The following is a 14,877-nucleotide window of genomic DNA, read 5'->3' as shown; positions in this document are numbered from 1 at the left end:
AGAACAAGTTCTAGGGTTTGGGTTACAGTTCGGTATGGCTTCGCCCACGCAGATCGACAGCACCCTGCCCGCGCGCGTCACCGACGAGCTCATCGAGCGCCTCACCGCGCTGGTGGTCGCCGACGGCAGCCGCGAACCGTTCACCATGACCGAGGTGTTCACGGGCGCGTCCATCGGCACGCTCCCGCAGTCCACCCCGGGCGACGTGGTCGCCGCCTTCGCCACCGCGCGGGAGGCCCAGCGGCAGTGGGCGCAGCGTTCCCTCGAGGAGCGGCTCGCCGTCTTCCGACGCCTGCACGAGCTGATCCTCGAAAACAACGAGCTGCTCGTCGACCTCATCCAGAGCGGCACCGGCAAGAACCGGCGGATGGCCTTCGAGGAGTCGTGCGACGTCCCGATGGTGATCAGCCACTACCTCAAGTCCGCACCCAGACTGCTCCGCTCACGCCGTCGCGGCGGCCCCGTTCCGGTGGTGAGCAACTCCGTCGAGCTGCATCGCCCCAAGGGCGTCATCGGCGTCATCGCGCCGTGGAACTTCCCCTTCGCGATGGCGCTCTCCGACGCGATCCCCGCGCTCATCGCTGGCAACGGCGTGGTCCTCAAGCCCGACAACAAGACCGCGCTCGCCGCCCTCTACGGCGTCGAGCTGCTGCGCCGCGCCGGCGCGCCGGAGGGCCTGTTCCAGGTGGTCTGCGGGCAGGGGCCGGACGTGGGCCCTGCCCTCATCGACGAGTCGGACTTCGTCATGTTCACGGGTTCCAGCGTGACCGGCGTCACCGTCGGAGAACGGGCCGGGCGCAACCTCATCGGCTGCAGCCTCGAGCTCGGCGGCAAGAACCCGATGATCGTGCTCGACGACGTTGACCTCGACGAGGCCATCCCGTCGGCGATCTTCGCCGTCTTCGCCAACGCCGGCCAGGCGTGCATGCACATCGAGCGGATGTACGTGCACGAGAACATCTACGACGAGTTCTCCCGCCGGTTCGTCGCCGCCGCGGGCGCCCTCAAGCTGGGCGCGACCTACGACTACGAGCCCGACATGGGCTCGCTCGCCTCGCCCGACCAGCTGCGCCGGGTCGCCGCCCACGTCGAGGACGCGCGCGCCAAGGGGGCCACCGTGCTGTGCGGCGGGCGGGAGCGCACCGACGTGGGACCGGCGTTCTACGCGCCGACGATCCTCACCGGCGTCACCCCGGACATGCATCTCGCCTCCGCCGAGACCTTCGGCCCCGTGGTCGCCCTGTTCCGCTACTCCAGCGACGAGGAGGCGATCCGCCTCGCCAACGACACGCGCTACGGCCTCAACGCCAGCGTGTGGGGCAAGGACCTGCGCCGCGCGGCGCGGATCGGCGCGCAGCTCGAGGCGGGCAACGTCAACGTCAACGACGGCTTCGCGGCCTCCTTCGCGAGCAAGGGCACCCCGTCGGGCGGATGGAAGGCGTCGGGCGTGGGCGTGCGCCACGGCGACGCGGGCCTGCTCAAGTACACCGACACCACCAACCTGGCGACCCTGAAGCAGCAGGTGTACAACCCGCGCCCGGGGCAGAGCTACGAGCAGTACGCCCAGCAGACCAAGCAGGTCCTGCGCTGGATGCGCAAGCTGCGCATCCGCTGATCGGGCCACCGCGACCGCGGACCGGCGGACCGTCCGCGACTACGCTGGCCGGGTGCACGACGGCAGCGCCCCCGACGACGCGGCGATGATCGGCGTCCTCGGACCGGTCGTCGCCGGCGGCCGACCCGTGCCCGGGGTGCGGGCGCGGCGACTCCTCGTCGCGCTGGTGCTCGCCGACGGTCGACCGGTGAGCGCCGACCGCCTCGTTGACGAGGTGTGGGGCGACACCCCGCCCAAGTCGCCGAACGCCGCGCTGCATACCCAGATCTCGCGCGTCCGAGCGCTCATCCGGCCCGCCGTCCTCGAGGCCGTGGCCGGCGGCTACCGCCTCGACGCGGACTCCGACCTCGCCCGGGCCGAGGCCGCTCTCCGCGATCGGGGCGACGAGGCGCGGGCCCTGCGCCTGTGGCGCGGAACGCCGGCCGACGACCTCGACGACGGTGGGCCCGCGGACGAGCTCGCGCGGCGCGCGGCCGGCGCCTTCGACCGGCTCGAGGCGCGGCGGGCCGCCGCCGCGCTGGCCGCCGGCGACTTCGACGCGGCGCGCGCGATCGCCGAGGGACGCATCGCCGCCGATCCGCTCGACGAACCCGCCCGGGTGATGCTCATGCGGTCGCTCGCCGGATCCGGCCGGACCGCCGAGGCCCTCGCCGCGTACGCGGAGCTGCGGCGGACGTCGATCACCGAGCTGGGGACCGAGCCCGGCGACGAGGCGACGCGCCTGCACCGCGAGCTGCTAGCGGGTACGACGCCGACGTCGTCGAAGCCCGCACGCGCCGCGGCCGTGGGACTTCCGGCCGAGGTGACGCCGCTCATCGGGCGCGCTGCGGAGGTCGCCGAACTGGTGCGTCTGGTCGGCGAGGCGCGGGTGGTGACCGTGCTCGGGCCGGGCGGGGTGGGGAAGACCCGCATCGCAGAGGCGGTCGGTGCCGCCGTCGCGGACGCCGGCACGCCGGTCTACTACGTGCCCCTCGCCGCGGTCCGCTCCGCGGCAGGCGTGCTGCCCGCGATCTCCCGTGGCCTCGGCCTGGCGGAATCGGACCTCGGCGCGGACGGCATGCCGCGCAGGGTGATCCGAGATCTGGGTGCGCGCGTGCTGGAAGTGCTGGGTCGTCGTCGTTGCCTCGTCGTCCTGGACAACTGCGAGCAGGTCGTGGACGCCTGCGCCGACGTGGTGGCCGACCTCGTGGCGGGGGCGCCCGGCGTCACGGTGCTCGCGACGAGCCGCTCGCCCCTGCAGATCCGGGCGGAGCGGGTGCACCCGCTGCCCGTCCTGGCGACCGACGGTGCGGGGTCCGCCGCGGTCGAGCTGTTCGCGCAGCGCGCCCGCGCCGTGCGTCCCGACGTGGCGCTGCCGGAGGACGCCGTCGCCGAGCTGTGCCGCCGACTGGACGGCCTCCCGCTGGCGATCGAGCTCGCCGCGGCGCGGGTGCGCACCCTGAGCGTGGAGGAGATCACCGACCGGTTGGAACAGCGGTTCGCGCTGCTGCGCTCCGCCGACCGGTCCGCACCCGACCGCCATCGCACGCTGCACGCGGTGATCGAGTGGAGCTGGGACCTCCTGGAACCCGACGCGCAGCTCGCCCTGCGCCGGCTGTGCAGGTTCCCCGCGGGTTTCGACACCGGGGCTGCGGCCGCGACCACGGGGTTGGATCCGGTCGCGCTCGATGACGCGCTGATCTCGCTGGCGAACCAGTCCCTCGTGCACGTCGCCGAGAGCGCGGGCCGCACCCGTTACCGGATGCTCGAGACGGTCCGCGAGTTCGGCGAGGAGCGGCTCACGGAGGCGCCGCCGTCCGCCGGCGGGACGCCCGAGAGCCGTTTCGTGGATCTGGCGATGGCGTCCTGGGCCGCCGATCTCGCTTCCGCGATGTGGCGCGAATACCGTTCCGTCGGTGGTCATGCGGTGATCGGGCGCCTCGCGGAGGACCTCGAGAACCTGGCGTTCGTGCTCCGCGGGGCCGTGGAGGCGCTCGTCGCCGGCGACCGCGACGCGGCGTGGACGGTGATCCGGGTCTTCCCGCTGCTCGCGGGCCTGTGGTCGATGCGGAGCCTGCACGCGCAGGTGCAGGAGATCGGCATTCGGATCGTCCACGCCCTGCCCGACCCGCGCGAGGCGTTGGCCGCGGGGCTCGCCGACGAGGATCGCGAGCTGTGGCAGGGCACGGTGCTCGCGGCGTGCGCCGCGCCCGGGGCGGATCCGACGTCGCGCCACGTCGCGCGCGGTCGCACCATGATCCGCAGGCTGCACCGGCCCGAGCGGACGCTGCTCGAGCCGGCCGACTACTTCAGCGCCTTCTTCCTCCAGCGTTCGGTGTACGGACTCCTCCGTCTCGTGCTCGCCGGGGTGAGCTCGCCCGCGGACGACGTCCGCCTGCACGCGCTGGCGGCGCGGATGAACCTGCGGGAGAACTGTGGTGATCTGGCGGGCGCCCTGGAGGACTCCGCCGCGATCGGCGCGATCGGTGAACCGGGCGACGCCTGGACGGAGGCGATGCTCGCCATGAGCACGGCGAGCATCTTCGGCCAGCAGACCCGCTGGGACGAGGCGGAGCGACGCTACCGGACGGCCACGGAGAAGCTGGCCTCGATCGGCGCCGACGAGGACGCGAAGCAGGCGATGGCGTACCTAGTCGCGAGCCTGTGCTCGCTCGGCCGGATCGACGAGGCGGAGGCGCTGCAACGCACCCTCCAGGGGGCGTGGCTGCCCACGGACCCCGATCCCGACGGCGGGCCCGAGGTCGTGGCCGCCATGATGATCGGGGCGGCCGAGCTGGCACGGCTGCGGGGCGCCCCCGACGCGGCCCTGTACCGGCGGGCGGGCGAGCTGCTGGTGCGCCGGATCCCTAACGGCAGCAGGGATCCCGGCGGCGAGATGCTGGTCGCCATCGCGCTGCTCGGGGTCGTGGCGAGCGGGGCGCCGGAGACCGGAGGAGAGCTCGTCTCGGCGCTGATCGCCGGCGACGAGGCCATGTTCGGGATCACCGGCTACTGGGACCTGCCCCAGGCGGCGACGATGGCCCTGGCCGTCGGTGCCCACCTGGTGGCGACGGATCCGGCGTCCGAGGAGGCCGCGATCATGGCGGGGCTCGCACGCAGGCTCGGTGCGCGCCAGGACTATCCGGTCATGCACGAGACGATGCAGCGGCTCGCCGACCTGCCGCAGGGCGCCCCGGAGGCGGCGTGGCGCGCTCAGGGCGAACGCATCGCGGGACTGTCCCGGTCGCGGGCGGTCCGGCTCCTGCGCGACACTACCGCCGCGCTCCGCCGGAGGGCGTAGCGCGGCGGGCGGGTGCCGGCGGCTGCTGCGGGCGGTCCCGTCAGCGGGCGTTGCGGATGTATGCCCGCACGGCGAGCGGCGCGAAGATCGCGATGATCACCAGCGCGCCGACGAGGCTCCACACGACGTGGATACCCGCGTGGCCGGTGTTGCACAGCTCGCGGATCGCGGAGACCAGGTGGCTGATCGGGTTCACGTTCACGAAGGCCTGCAGCCAGCCCGGCATGGTCTCGACCGGGACGAAGGCGTTGGACAGGAAGGTGAGCGGGAACATGATCATCATCGAGACGCCCTGCACGGCGGTGGCCTTCTGCATGAGGCAGCCCATGAGCGCGAAGATCCACGACACGGCGAAGCTGCAGAACAGGATCAGCGCGGTGGAGGCGATGACGCCCACCGGATCGGGGCGCCACCCCATCGCGATGCCCACGACGAAGGTGATGACCGTGGCGATGAGGTAGCGCACGACGTCCGCGAGCAGCGCGCCGGCGAGGGGGCTGATCCGGGCGATCGGCAGCGACCGGAACCGGTCGAAGACGCCCTTGTTCATGTCCTCGCGGAGCTGCGTGCCCGTGACGATCGACGCGACGATCACGGTCTGCACCAGGATGCCGGGGATGATGACCGGCAGGTAACTGTGCACGTCGCCGCTGATCGCGCCGCCGAAGATGTAGGTGAACATCAGCGTGAAGATGATCGGCTGCAGCACAACGTCGAAGAGCTGCTCCGGGTTGTGCCGGATCTTGAGCACGCCGCGCCATCCCATCGTGAAGGACTGCCGGACGGTCTCGGCGAGGCCGATGTGGTTGGGGACCGCGCGGTCCGGCGTGCGGCCGGGGGCGCGGGTGAGGGTGGTGGTCATGATGCCTCCTGGGCGGAATCGGTGGCGGCCGTGTCGTCGGGACGGCCGGTGAGGGTGAGGAAGACCTCGTCGAGGCTGGGCTTGGAGACCGTGATCTCCTCGATGGCGACACCTTGCTCGCGCAGCGCGATGAGCAGATCGGGAACCAGGTCGGGGCGGTGCAGCGGCGCGGTTACGCGGGCCGCCTCGGGGCTGAACGCGGCCGATTCGGTGAGGATCTTCTCGACGGTGCGCGCGACGACCGGTGCGTCGGCGCGATCGGCCGGGGTGAGCTGCAGCGTCGACGAACCGACCGAGGCCTTGAGCTCGTCGGCGGTGCCGTCTGCGATGACGAGGCCGTGGTCGATCACCGCGATGCGGTCGGCCAGCTGGTCGGCCTCGTCGAGGTACTGCGTGGTGAGCAGCACCGTCGAGCCCTGGGCGACGAGCTCGCGGATGGTGTCCCACATCTGCGAGCGCGTGCGCGGGTCGAGGCCGGTGGTCGGCTCATCGAGGAACAGCAGCGGCGGGGTGTCGATGAGGCTGGCGGCCAGGTCGAGCCGCCGCCGCATGCCGCCGGAGAACTCTTTGAGCGGGCGGCTCGCCGCGTCCTCCAGGCCGAAGGCGCCGAGTAATTCCTCTGCACGCGAACGGGACTCGGTGCGGCTCTTGCCGAGCAGCCGGCCGAAAAGGACCAGGTTCTGCCGTGCCGTGAGGTCCTCGTCGACGGAGGCGTACTGCCCGGTGACGCCGATGAGCGAGCGCACCGTAGTGGACTCGGCGACGACGTCGTGCCCGAAGATCCGGGCGCTGCCCGCATCGGGTTTGAGCAGCGTGGCGAGCATGCTGATGGTGGTCGTCTTCCCCGCGCCGTTGGGGCCGAGGACGCCGTAGACGGTGCCGGTGGGCACCTGCAGGTCGACGCCGTTGACCGCTCGAGTCGCACCGAAGTGCTTGACCAGGCCGCGGGCGTCGATCGCGAGGTCGGTGGGGGAAGACGGGTTTTGGCCGGTCCTCATCTGTGTGATCGTCATGGCCACCACGATGCATCGCCCCGCTGTCGTGGGGCTGTCGTGGCGCTGGCACGGGCTGTCGTCGCCGGTCGCGCCGCACCTGTCAGGGGTGTGCGCCACAATGACGGGGTGTTGTTCGCCGAGGTCGTCGCCGTGTCCACCGAGGTCGCGGGCACGCGTTCGCGCACCGCGAAGATCGCCGCGCTGGCCGCTGTGATCGGCGCCGCCGGGCCGGCAGATGTACGGCCCATCGTCGCCTGGCTGTCGGGCGAACTGCTGCAGGGCCACCTCGGCGCCGGGTGGCGCACCGTCGCGCGGACCGTCGACGCGCTGGCCCCCGCCGAGGAACCGGCGCTGACGGTCGAGGAGGTGACCGATGCGCTCGACGAGCTGGCCGGCACCTCGGGTGCCGGCTCCGTCGCCCGACGGGACGCCGTCCTCACCGGCCTGTTCGGCCGGGCGACGGCGGCGGAACAGCGGTTCCTCGTCGGGCTCATCACGGGCGAGCTGCGGCAGGGCGCGCTCGCGGGCGTCGTGACCGACGCGGTCGCCCGCGCCGCCGACGTCCCGCTGGAGACGGTGCGGCGCGCGGCGATGCTCTCGGGCTCGCTGCCGGACACCGCTGCTGCGGCCCTGCGCGGCGGCGTCGACGAGCTCGCGGGGTTCGGCCTCGAGGTGCTGCGCGGCGTCTCGCCGATGCTCGCCTCACCGGCGGAGGGCGTGGACGCCGCGCTGGCCGACCTGGGCACCGACGTGAGCGTCGAGTTCAAGCTCGACGGAGCCCGGATCCAGGTGCATCGGCTCGGCGACGAGGTGCGGGTGTACACGCGCACGCTCCGTGACATCACCGACGCGGTGCCCGAGATCGTTGCGCTGGCACGGGAACTGCCGTGCCGGTCGGTCGTCCTCGACGGGGAGTCGCTCGCCCTCACGGATGCGGGGCGGCCGCGGCCCTTTCAGGAGACGATGAGCCGGTTCGGGTCGACCGAGTCCGGGGGGACGGTGCTGCGCCCGTACTTCTTCGACTGCCTGCACCTCGACGGCCGCGACCTGCTCGACGAGCCGCTGTCTGTCCGGCTCGACGCGCTCCAGACGGTGGCCGGAGAGCTGCGCATCCCCGCGCTGGCCCGCCCCGCCCCGGACGAGGCCGCGGCCCACTACGAGGCCGCTCTCGCGGCCGGGCACGAGGGCGTGATGATCAAGGCGCTCGCCGCGCCCTATGCGGCGGGCCGCCGGGGTCGCGCGTGGCAGAAGGTCAAGCAGACGCACACGCTGGACCTGGTGGTGCTGGGCGCCGAGTGGGGCTATGGTCGCCGCACGGGGATGCTGTCGAACCTGCACCTCGGCGCCCGCGACCCGGACGGCGGAGATCCGGTCATGGTGGGCAAGACCTTCAAGGGGCTCACCGACGCGCTGCTGCGCTGGCAGACCGAGGAGTTCCCGCTGCACGAGCGCACTCGCGACGAGCACACCGTCTACCTCCGTCCCGAGATCGTCGTCGAGATCGAGCTGGACGGGGTGCAGGTCTCGCGCCGCTACCCCGGCGGCGTCGCTCTGCGCTTCGCCCGGGTACTGCGCTATCGCCCGGACAAGACCGCCGCCGAGGCGGACACGATCGACGCGGTGCGGGCACTACTGCCCGGGTAGCGGTGCGGTGGCGTCGATCCCGTCGGCGACCAGGGCGCGGCGGAGCACCTTGAACGACGGTGTGCGCGGCAGCTCATGGACGATCCGCCAGCGGCGCGGGTACTGCCGCGGTCCGAGGTCCGGCTGCGCGCGGAGGAACGCTGCGAAGTCCGCTGGATTGAGTTCCGCGCCAGGTGCGAGGACGAGCGCCGCCGCCACCTGATCGCCGACGTGATCCGGCAGCCCGTAGACCGCGGCCTCCGCGACCGCGGGGTGGCGCAGGAGAGCGCGCTCGATCGGCGCGACGCCCAGGTTCTCGCCGCCCACCCGTATCCAGTCGCCGGTGCGGCCGGCGAAGTGGACGTAGCCCGCCTCGTCGACGTACGCGAGATCGCCTGTGCGGTAGACGCCGCCGTCCGAGCGGGCGGCGTCGGCGGCCGGATCGTTGTAGTAGCCCGAGAACCCGCCGGTGCCCGCGGTGTTCACGAGTTCGCCGATCGCGTCGTCGGCGTTGCGGAGCGTTCCGTCCGGGGCGGTCTCGGCACGCGGGCACTCGATCGAGGTGCCCGGCTTCCACACGGCGACCCCGTCGGGCAGCGGGCCGAGAGCGGCGGGCGGGGTGTCCGGGGTGCGGGCGATCGCGACGCCGTTCTCCGACGAGCCGTAGCCGTCCTGGACACGGCAGCCGAAGCGTCGGGCGAAAGCGGCGATATCCTCGGCGCGGCCCTCGTTGCCGTACAGGACGCGCAGCGGATTGTCGGCGTCGTCGGGACGCTCCTCGGTGGCGAGGATGTAGGCGAGCGGCGTACCGACGTAGTTCGCGTACGTGGCGCCGTACCGGCGCACGTCGGCGAGGAAGCCCGACGCCGAGAAGCGCTCGGCCAGGGCGACGGTCGCGCCGGCGGCCACGGCCACCGCCCATCCGGCGAGGAGCGCGTTGGAGTGGAAGAACGGCATCGCGACGTAGGCGGTGTCGGCACCGCTCAATCCGAACCGCTGCGCCAGCATGATGCCCGCGCCGGTGAACTTGCCGTGCGTGGCCTGCACGGCCTTCGGCTCGCCGCTGGTGCCGGAGGTGAAGACGAGGGCGAGCAGGCTGTCCGCGGTCACGTCGGCTCTCGGCAACGGGGCGTCCGCGTGCGTGTCGAGGAGCGCGGCCCAGCGCGGACCGTCGAGATCGATGACCGGGACGTCGAGGTCGAGGCCGTCGAGGATCGCCGCGTGCCGGCCCTGCGTGAGGACGACGCCGCAGTCGGCGAGTGCGACGTCTCGGGCGAGGGCGGCGCCGCGACGGGTCGGATTGAGCCCCACGACGACCGCGCCCGACAGAGCCGCCGCGCCCAGCAGAAGCGAGAACTCGGGGACGTTATCGGCGAGCACGCCGACGTGCGGTGGGGCTCCGTCGGGCAGAAGATCCCGCAGGACGGCGGCGCAGACTGAGGACGCCGCGACGTGCTCCGCCCAGCTCCACGTGCGGTCGCCGGCCTGCAGGCCCGCGCCGGGATCGTCGGCGCGGGCGCGGAGCAGGTCGGCGACCGTCGGAAGCGACTGCGAGCGAGCGTCGCTCATCTCAGGCGCCGAGGAACCGCGCGCACATCTCGCCGATCATGTACGACGGCGCGTTCGTGTTGCCGCCGGTGATAGACGGCATGATCGAGGCGTCCGCGACGCGCAGCCCCTCGATCCCATTGACGCGCAACTGCGGATCGACGACCGCGCGCTCGTCGGTGCCCATCCGGCAGGTGCCCACCGGGTGGTACACCGAGTGCACGCGGTTCGGCAGCTCGCGGCGCAGGGCGGCGTCGTCCGTGTAGGCGGCGCCGGGGGTGAACTCCTCGCTCACCATCGGCGCGACCGACGGGTGGCGCATGACCTCGCGGATCATGCCGATGCCCTCCATGAGCACCTCGGTGTCCTGCGGATCGGAGAGGTAGCCGGGGTCGATCAACGGCTGCTCCAACGGATCCGCCGAATTGAGGCGCAGCTCGCCACGGCTCTGCGGGTAGATCAGCGTGGGCAGGATCGTCAGGCCCGGTCGCGGATCCACCATGTGCAGCTTGTCGGCGTCCTGGTTGGGCGTCGGGTAGTTCCACGGCAGGCAGTGGATCTGCAGGTCGGGGATGTCCTTCGCGTACGACGTGCGCACGAAGGCGGCGGCGTCGAAGACCGTGTTGGCCATGAAACTCTCGCCGGGCTTGCGCCACTCCTGGAGCAGGCCCTTCGCGAAGTACGGCGGGGTGCCCTTGTGCACCGCGTCCTTCATGAGGAAGGTCAGCGGGACGAAGAGGTGGTCGTGCAGGTTCTGCCCCACGGGCAGGTCCGCGTGGACGTCGATCCCTTTCTCCCGCAGGTGCGCGCCCGGCCCGATGCCGGACAGCATGAGGATCTGCGGGGTGCCGATCACACCGCCGGAGACGATGACCTCACGATTCGCGCGGATGGTGGTGACCGAGTTCCCGTCGAGCACCTCGACGCCGGTGGCCCGGCCGTTCTCGATGACGACCCGCTTGACGTGCGCGTTCACGTGCACCCGCAGGTTCGGTCGCGCGCCGCGGAGGTAGCCGTGCGCGGAGCTGAACCGCGTTCCGCCCGAGGCGCTCTGCTGGAAGACGCTGACGCCCTCCTGGGAGGGGCCGTTGTAGTCCTCGATGACCGGTGTGTCGAGGGCGGAGGACAGGGCCTGCATGTACGACCGGGTGGCCGCCGTGAGGTGCTGCTGACGTGTGACCTCGATGGGGCCGCCGGCACCGCGGAGGTCGGTCGCGCCGTCCTCCCAATTCTCGAGCCGCTTGAACGCCGGGAGGACGCCTTCGTAGTCCCAGCCGGTCGCGCCCTCGGCGGCCCATGAGTCGTAGTTCGCGCGGTTGCCGCGCACGAAGAGCATGCCGTTGATCGAACTCGAGCCGCCGAGGATCTTGCCGCGCGTCATCGGGATCCGGCGATCGTTGGCGAACTTCTGCGGGACCGAGTACTGCTTCCACGCGACCCGGGCCTTGAGCTGCGGCACTGTGTGGACCATCGAGATCATGCCCGGTACCTGGGCGAGCCGGGTGTTGTCGTTGCGGCCGGCCTCGAGCAGCGCGACGGTCGCACCGGTGTCGGCCAGGCGGCCGGCCACCACCGAACCGGCGCTGCCGGAACCGATGACGATGTAGTCGACGGCCTCGTTCGGCGCGAGCGCGCTGGTCGCGGTCTTGTACGGCTTGCGGATCATGCGGGATTCCTTCCGGCGAGGGTCGCGCCGAGGGCGCGGAGATGGGCCGTCGCGCCGCCGAGCGCGAACTCCGCGCGCTTGGCCGCCACGAAGTAGCGATGGGTGGGGTGATCTGTGTCGATGCCGACGCCGCCGTGCACGTGGACGGTGGTGTGCGCCACGCGGTGCCCGGCCTCGGCGGCCCAGAACTTGGCGGTGGCGATCTCGGCTGCGGCGTCGAGGCCCTCGGACTCGCGCCAGGCGGCCTCGAGCACGGTGAGGCGGACCGCCTCGACGTCGATGTACGCGTCGGCGAGGCGCTGGCGCACCGCCTGGAAGCTGCCGATCTGCTTGCCGAACTGCTCGCGGGTGCGGGCGTAGTCGGCGGTCAGTTCGAGGGCGCGCTCGGTGATGCCGGCCTGCAGGGCGCACCAGCCGATGGTCGCGAGACGACGGGCGCGGGCGGGTGCGCCCTCGCCGGCGAGCCGGGACTCGCGCGGGAGCGGTACGGCGGCGGCCTCCACGAGGGCGGTGTCGGACCCGTTCACCACGTGCTGCCGGGTGATGCTGATGCCCTTGGCCTCTCGGGGGAGCAGGAACATCGCCGGGCCGTCCACCGTGGCCGCCTCCACCAGTAGGGTGTCGGCGAAGGCGGCCGACGAGACCGCGGTCTGCGCGCCGTTGAGCCGCCAGCCGTCGGCGGAGGCGGTGGCAGTGAAGCCGGTGTGCTCGTCGCCGAGCACGATCGCGACGGTGTCGGCGCCCCGCAGCACCGGGACGAGCCACTTCTCGATCTGCTCCGGCGTGCCGTACTCGGCGAGGATCTCGGCGCCGACGAGGATCGTGTCGAGGTACGGCGCGGGGGCGACGGTGCGACCGAGCTCGGCGAGGACCGCGGCGTGCGCGGTGAGGCCGAGACCGCCGCCGCCGACCGTCGCGGGCAGCGCCGCGTCGAGGACGCCGGACCGGGCCAGCACGGCCCACAGGTCACGGGAGAAGCCCGAATCGCCGGGCTTGGGGTTCTTCGCGAACCAGTCCTCGGCGATCCGTCGCGTGAGCGCGGCGAGGTCGGTCTGCGCCTCGGGAACGGTGAAGTCCATGGGTCCTCCTTCGCCTCAGCGGCTCACGGGCAGGTGCAGTCCGGCACCCGCGATCAGGTCGCGCTGGATCTCGTTGGTGCCGCCGCCGAAGGTGAGGATCAGCGAACTGCGGTGCAGCCGTTCGATCCGTCCTCGCAATAGCGTGCCCGGCGACTTCGCGCGGATGATGCCGGCGCTGCCCAGCACCTCCATCAGCAGGCGGTAGCCCTCGGTCGCGTACTCGGTGCCGAAGACCTTGGTGGCGGAGGCGTCGGCGGGGCCGAGCTCGCTGTGGTCCGCGGCCCAGGCGATCTTCCAGTTCCGCAGCTTGAGGTACTGGGCGTGGGCGTAGACGCGGGCGAGGTGGGTCTGCACCCACTCGGCGTCGATCACGCGCGTACCGTCGGCCAGCTTGGTGTTCTGCGCCCAGTGCCGCACCTGGCGCTCCGAGTCGAGCAGGGGCGCCGCGGACGTCAGCGCCACCCGCTCGTGGTTGAGCTGGTTGGTGATGAGCTTCCAGCCGCCGTGGAGTTCGCCGACCACCGAAGTGGCCGGCACCCGGACGTCCTCGTAGTAGGTGGCGGAGGTGCCCGGCCCGGCGACGGTGTGCACCTTCGTCCAGGAGAAGCCCTCGCGGTCGGTCGGCACGACGAGGATCGAGACGCCGCGGTGGCGCTGCGCCTCGGGGTCCGTCCGCGCGGCGAGCCAGATGTAGTCCGCGTACTCGATGAGCGAGGTCCACATCTTCTGGCCGTTGATGACGAAGTCGTCGCCGTCGCGGACCGCACGGGTGCGCAGGGCGGCGAGGTCGGTGCCAGCCTCGGGCTCGGAGTAGCCGATGGAGAAGTGGGTCTCGCCGGCGGCGATGCTCGGCAGCAACTCGGCCTTCTGCTCCGCGGTGCCGCCGGCCATGATCGCAGGACCCACGGTGTTCACCGTGAGGAAGGGGACGGGCACGCCGGCGACGGCGGCCTCGTCGGTGAAGATCAGCTGGTCGAGCATGGGCCGGGCCTGGCCGCCGAACTCCTCGGGCCAGCCGATCGCGAGCCAGCCGTCCTTGCCGAGGGTCCGCGTGATCTCCTTGTACACCTCCCCGTCGCCGTATTCGCCGCCCGGCCCGAGCAGGGCCTCGCGACGCTCGGGGGTCATCAGCTGGGCGAAGTACGCACGCAGCTCGGCACGCAGCTCCTGCTGTTCCGGCGCATAGTCGATCCGCATGGCGCCACTGTAGAACAAGTTCTAGAAAAGCGGAACGGAACGGCGCTGTCGGCGGTATTTTCCTCAGGAGAGGGAGCGCAGGCTCCGTTGTGGAACAGGTTCCTACATCGAAGGGTGGCAGATGACGCGGGCAGAGGTGGCGAGCCTGGACGGCAAGGTGGCGATCGTGACCGGTGCGGGGGCCGGCCTGGGTCGCGCCGAAGCGCTGGCGCTGGCCCGCGGCGGCGCCGCCGTCGTGGTGGGCGACGTCTCGCCCGCGGCCGAGGAGGTGGTCGCGCGGATCCGGTCCGCCGGCGGCCGCGCCGAGCTTGTCCTGGGGGACTCGGGTGACCGGGAGACGGCCGACGCGCTCATGGCCGCGGCGCAGCGGCTGGGCGGCGTGCACATCGTGGTCAACAACGCGGGTTTCTGCCGCGACAAGATGATCTTCTCGATGACCGACGAGGAGTTCGACTCCGTCGTCCGAGTGCACCTGCGCGGGCACTTCCTGCTCTCCCGCAATGTGTCCGCGTACTGGCGCGACGCCGCGAAGGCGTCCGGTGGCGAGGTCTACGGCCGCGTGATCAACACCTCCTCGGAGGCGTTCCTGTTCGGCTCCGTCGGGCAGCCCAACTACGCCGCCGCGAAGGCGGGAATCGCCGCGCTCACCATCGCCACGGCGCGGGGCCTCGGCCGCTACGGCGTGCGTGCCAACGCGATCTGTCCTCGCGCCCGGACTGCAATGACGGAGGGTGTCTTCGACGCCGCCCCTGAGAGCGCGGTGGACCCGCTGTCCGTTGATCATGTTGCTCGCTTTGTGCGATTTCTCGCCGGCCCCGAGGCCGTCCGCGTCAACGGGCAGGTTTTCGTGGTGCACGGCGGCATGGTCGCGCTGATGGCGCCGCCGCGCCTGGAGGCGCGTTTCGACGCCGACGGCGGCCAGTGGGATGAGGCCGATCTCGCCGCCGCCGTGGGCGGCTACTTCGCGGACCGCGACGACCGCATGTTCGTCGCAGCACAGCTGGAGGGCTGA

Annotated in this window: 10 protein-coding genes; 4 read left to right on the top strand and 6 right to left on the bottom strand. The window is 72.1% G+C overall.

The annotated features are described in order from the left end of the window. The first annotated feature begins 34 nt into the window (after positions 1-34). Entirely contained in the window at positions 35-1,615 is a 1,581-nt protein-coding gene (locus tag HNP44_RS02700; RefSeq protein WP_259141580.1) for a succinic semialdehyde dehydrogenase, read from the top strand. A gap of 52 nt (positions 1,616-1,667) precedes the next feature. Next, positions 1,668-4,895 carry a BTAD domain-containing putative transcriptional regulator gene (locus HNP44_RS02695; RefSeq protein ID WP_259141581.1) on the top strand — a complete coding sequence of 1,076 codons (3,228 nt, stop codon included), beginning with the start codon at positions 1,668-1,670 and terminating at the stop codon, positions 4,893-4,895. Between the two features lie 40 nt (positions 4,896-4,935). Here HNP44_RS02695 and HNP44_RS02690 read toward each other — a convergent pair whose 3' ends face one another. Continuing rightward, on the bottom strand, positions 4,936-5,757 hold the full coding sequence (locus HNP44_RS02690; RefSeq protein WP_259141582.1) for an ABC transporter permease: 822 nt from the start codon (positions 5,755-5,757) through the stop codon (positions 4,936-4,938). Further along, on the bottom strand, positions 5,754-6,770 hold the full coding sequence (locus HNP44_RS02685; RefSeq protein WP_259141583.1) for an ATP-binding cassette domain-containing protein: 1,017 nt from the start codon (positions 6,768-6,770) through the stop codon (positions 5,754-5,756). Before HNP44_RS02685 ends, HNP44_RS02690 begins: the two co-directional genes overlap by 4 nt. 108 nt (positions 6,771-6,878) lie before the next feature. On the opposite strand from HNP44_RS02685, the gene HNP44_RS02680 reads away from it, so the two are divergent. Beyond that, the gene (locus HNP44_RS02680; protein WP_259141584.1) at positions 6,879-8,396 is read left to right on the top strand and encodes an ATP-dependent DNA ligase; all 1,518 of its coding nucleotides are present in this window, start codon (positions 6,879-6,881) and stop codon (positions 8,394-8,396) included. On the opposite strand, the gene HNP44_RS02675 is transcribed toward HNP44_RS02680, so the two are convergent. The 4 genes from HNP44_RS02675 to HNP44_RS02660 are packed head-to-tail and all read right to left on the bottom strand — an operon-like array spanning position 8,382 to position 13,865. After that, positions 8,382-9,944 carry an AMP-binding protein gene (locus HNP44_RS02675; RefSeq protein WP_259141585.1) on the bottom strand — a complete coding sequence of 521 codons (1,563 nt, stop codon included), beginning with the start codon at positions 9,942-9,944 and terminating at the stop codon, positions 8,382-8,384. The genes HNP44_RS02680 and HNP44_RS02675 overlap by 15 nt on opposite strands. A gap of 1 nt (position 9,945) precedes the next feature. After that, positions 9,946-11,589 carry a GMC family oxidoreductase gene (locus HNP44_RS02670; protein WP_259141586.1) on the bottom strand — a complete coding sequence of 548 codons (1,644 nt, stop codon included), beginning with the start codon at positions 11,587-11,589 and terminating at the stop codon, positions 9,946-9,948. Further along, entirely contained in the window at positions 11,586-12,668 is a 1,083-nt protein-coding gene (locus tag HNP44_RS02665) for an acyl-CoA dehydrogenase family protein (protein WP_259141587.1), read from the bottom strand. Before HNP44_RS02665 ends, HNP44_RS02670 begins: the two co-directional genes overlap by 4 nt. Before the next feature lie 15 nt (positions 12,669-12,683). Then, a complete protein-coding gene (locus HNP44_RS02660) occupies positions 12,684-13,865 on the bottom strand; it encodes an acyl-CoA dehydrogenase family protein (protein ID WP_259141588.1) in 1,182 nt (393 codons plus the stop codon). Between the two features lie 121 nt (positions 13,866-13,986). On the opposite strand from HNP44_RS02660, the gene HNP44_RS02655 reads away from it, so the two are divergent. Continuing rightward, entirely contained in the window at positions 13,987-14,877 is an 891-nt protein-coding gene (locus HNP44_RS02655; RefSeq protein ID WP_259141589.1) for a 3-oxoacyl-ACP reductase, read from the top strand.

It is taken from the genome of Tsukamurella ocularis, from assembly GCF_024807615.1.
Lineage (GTDB): Bacteria > Actinomycetota > Actinomycetes > Mycobacteriales > Mycobacteriaceae > Tsukamurella > Tsukamurella ocularis.
Note: the sequence above shows the minus strand (reverse complement) of the source record. Positions and strands in the feature narration are given on the sequence as shown.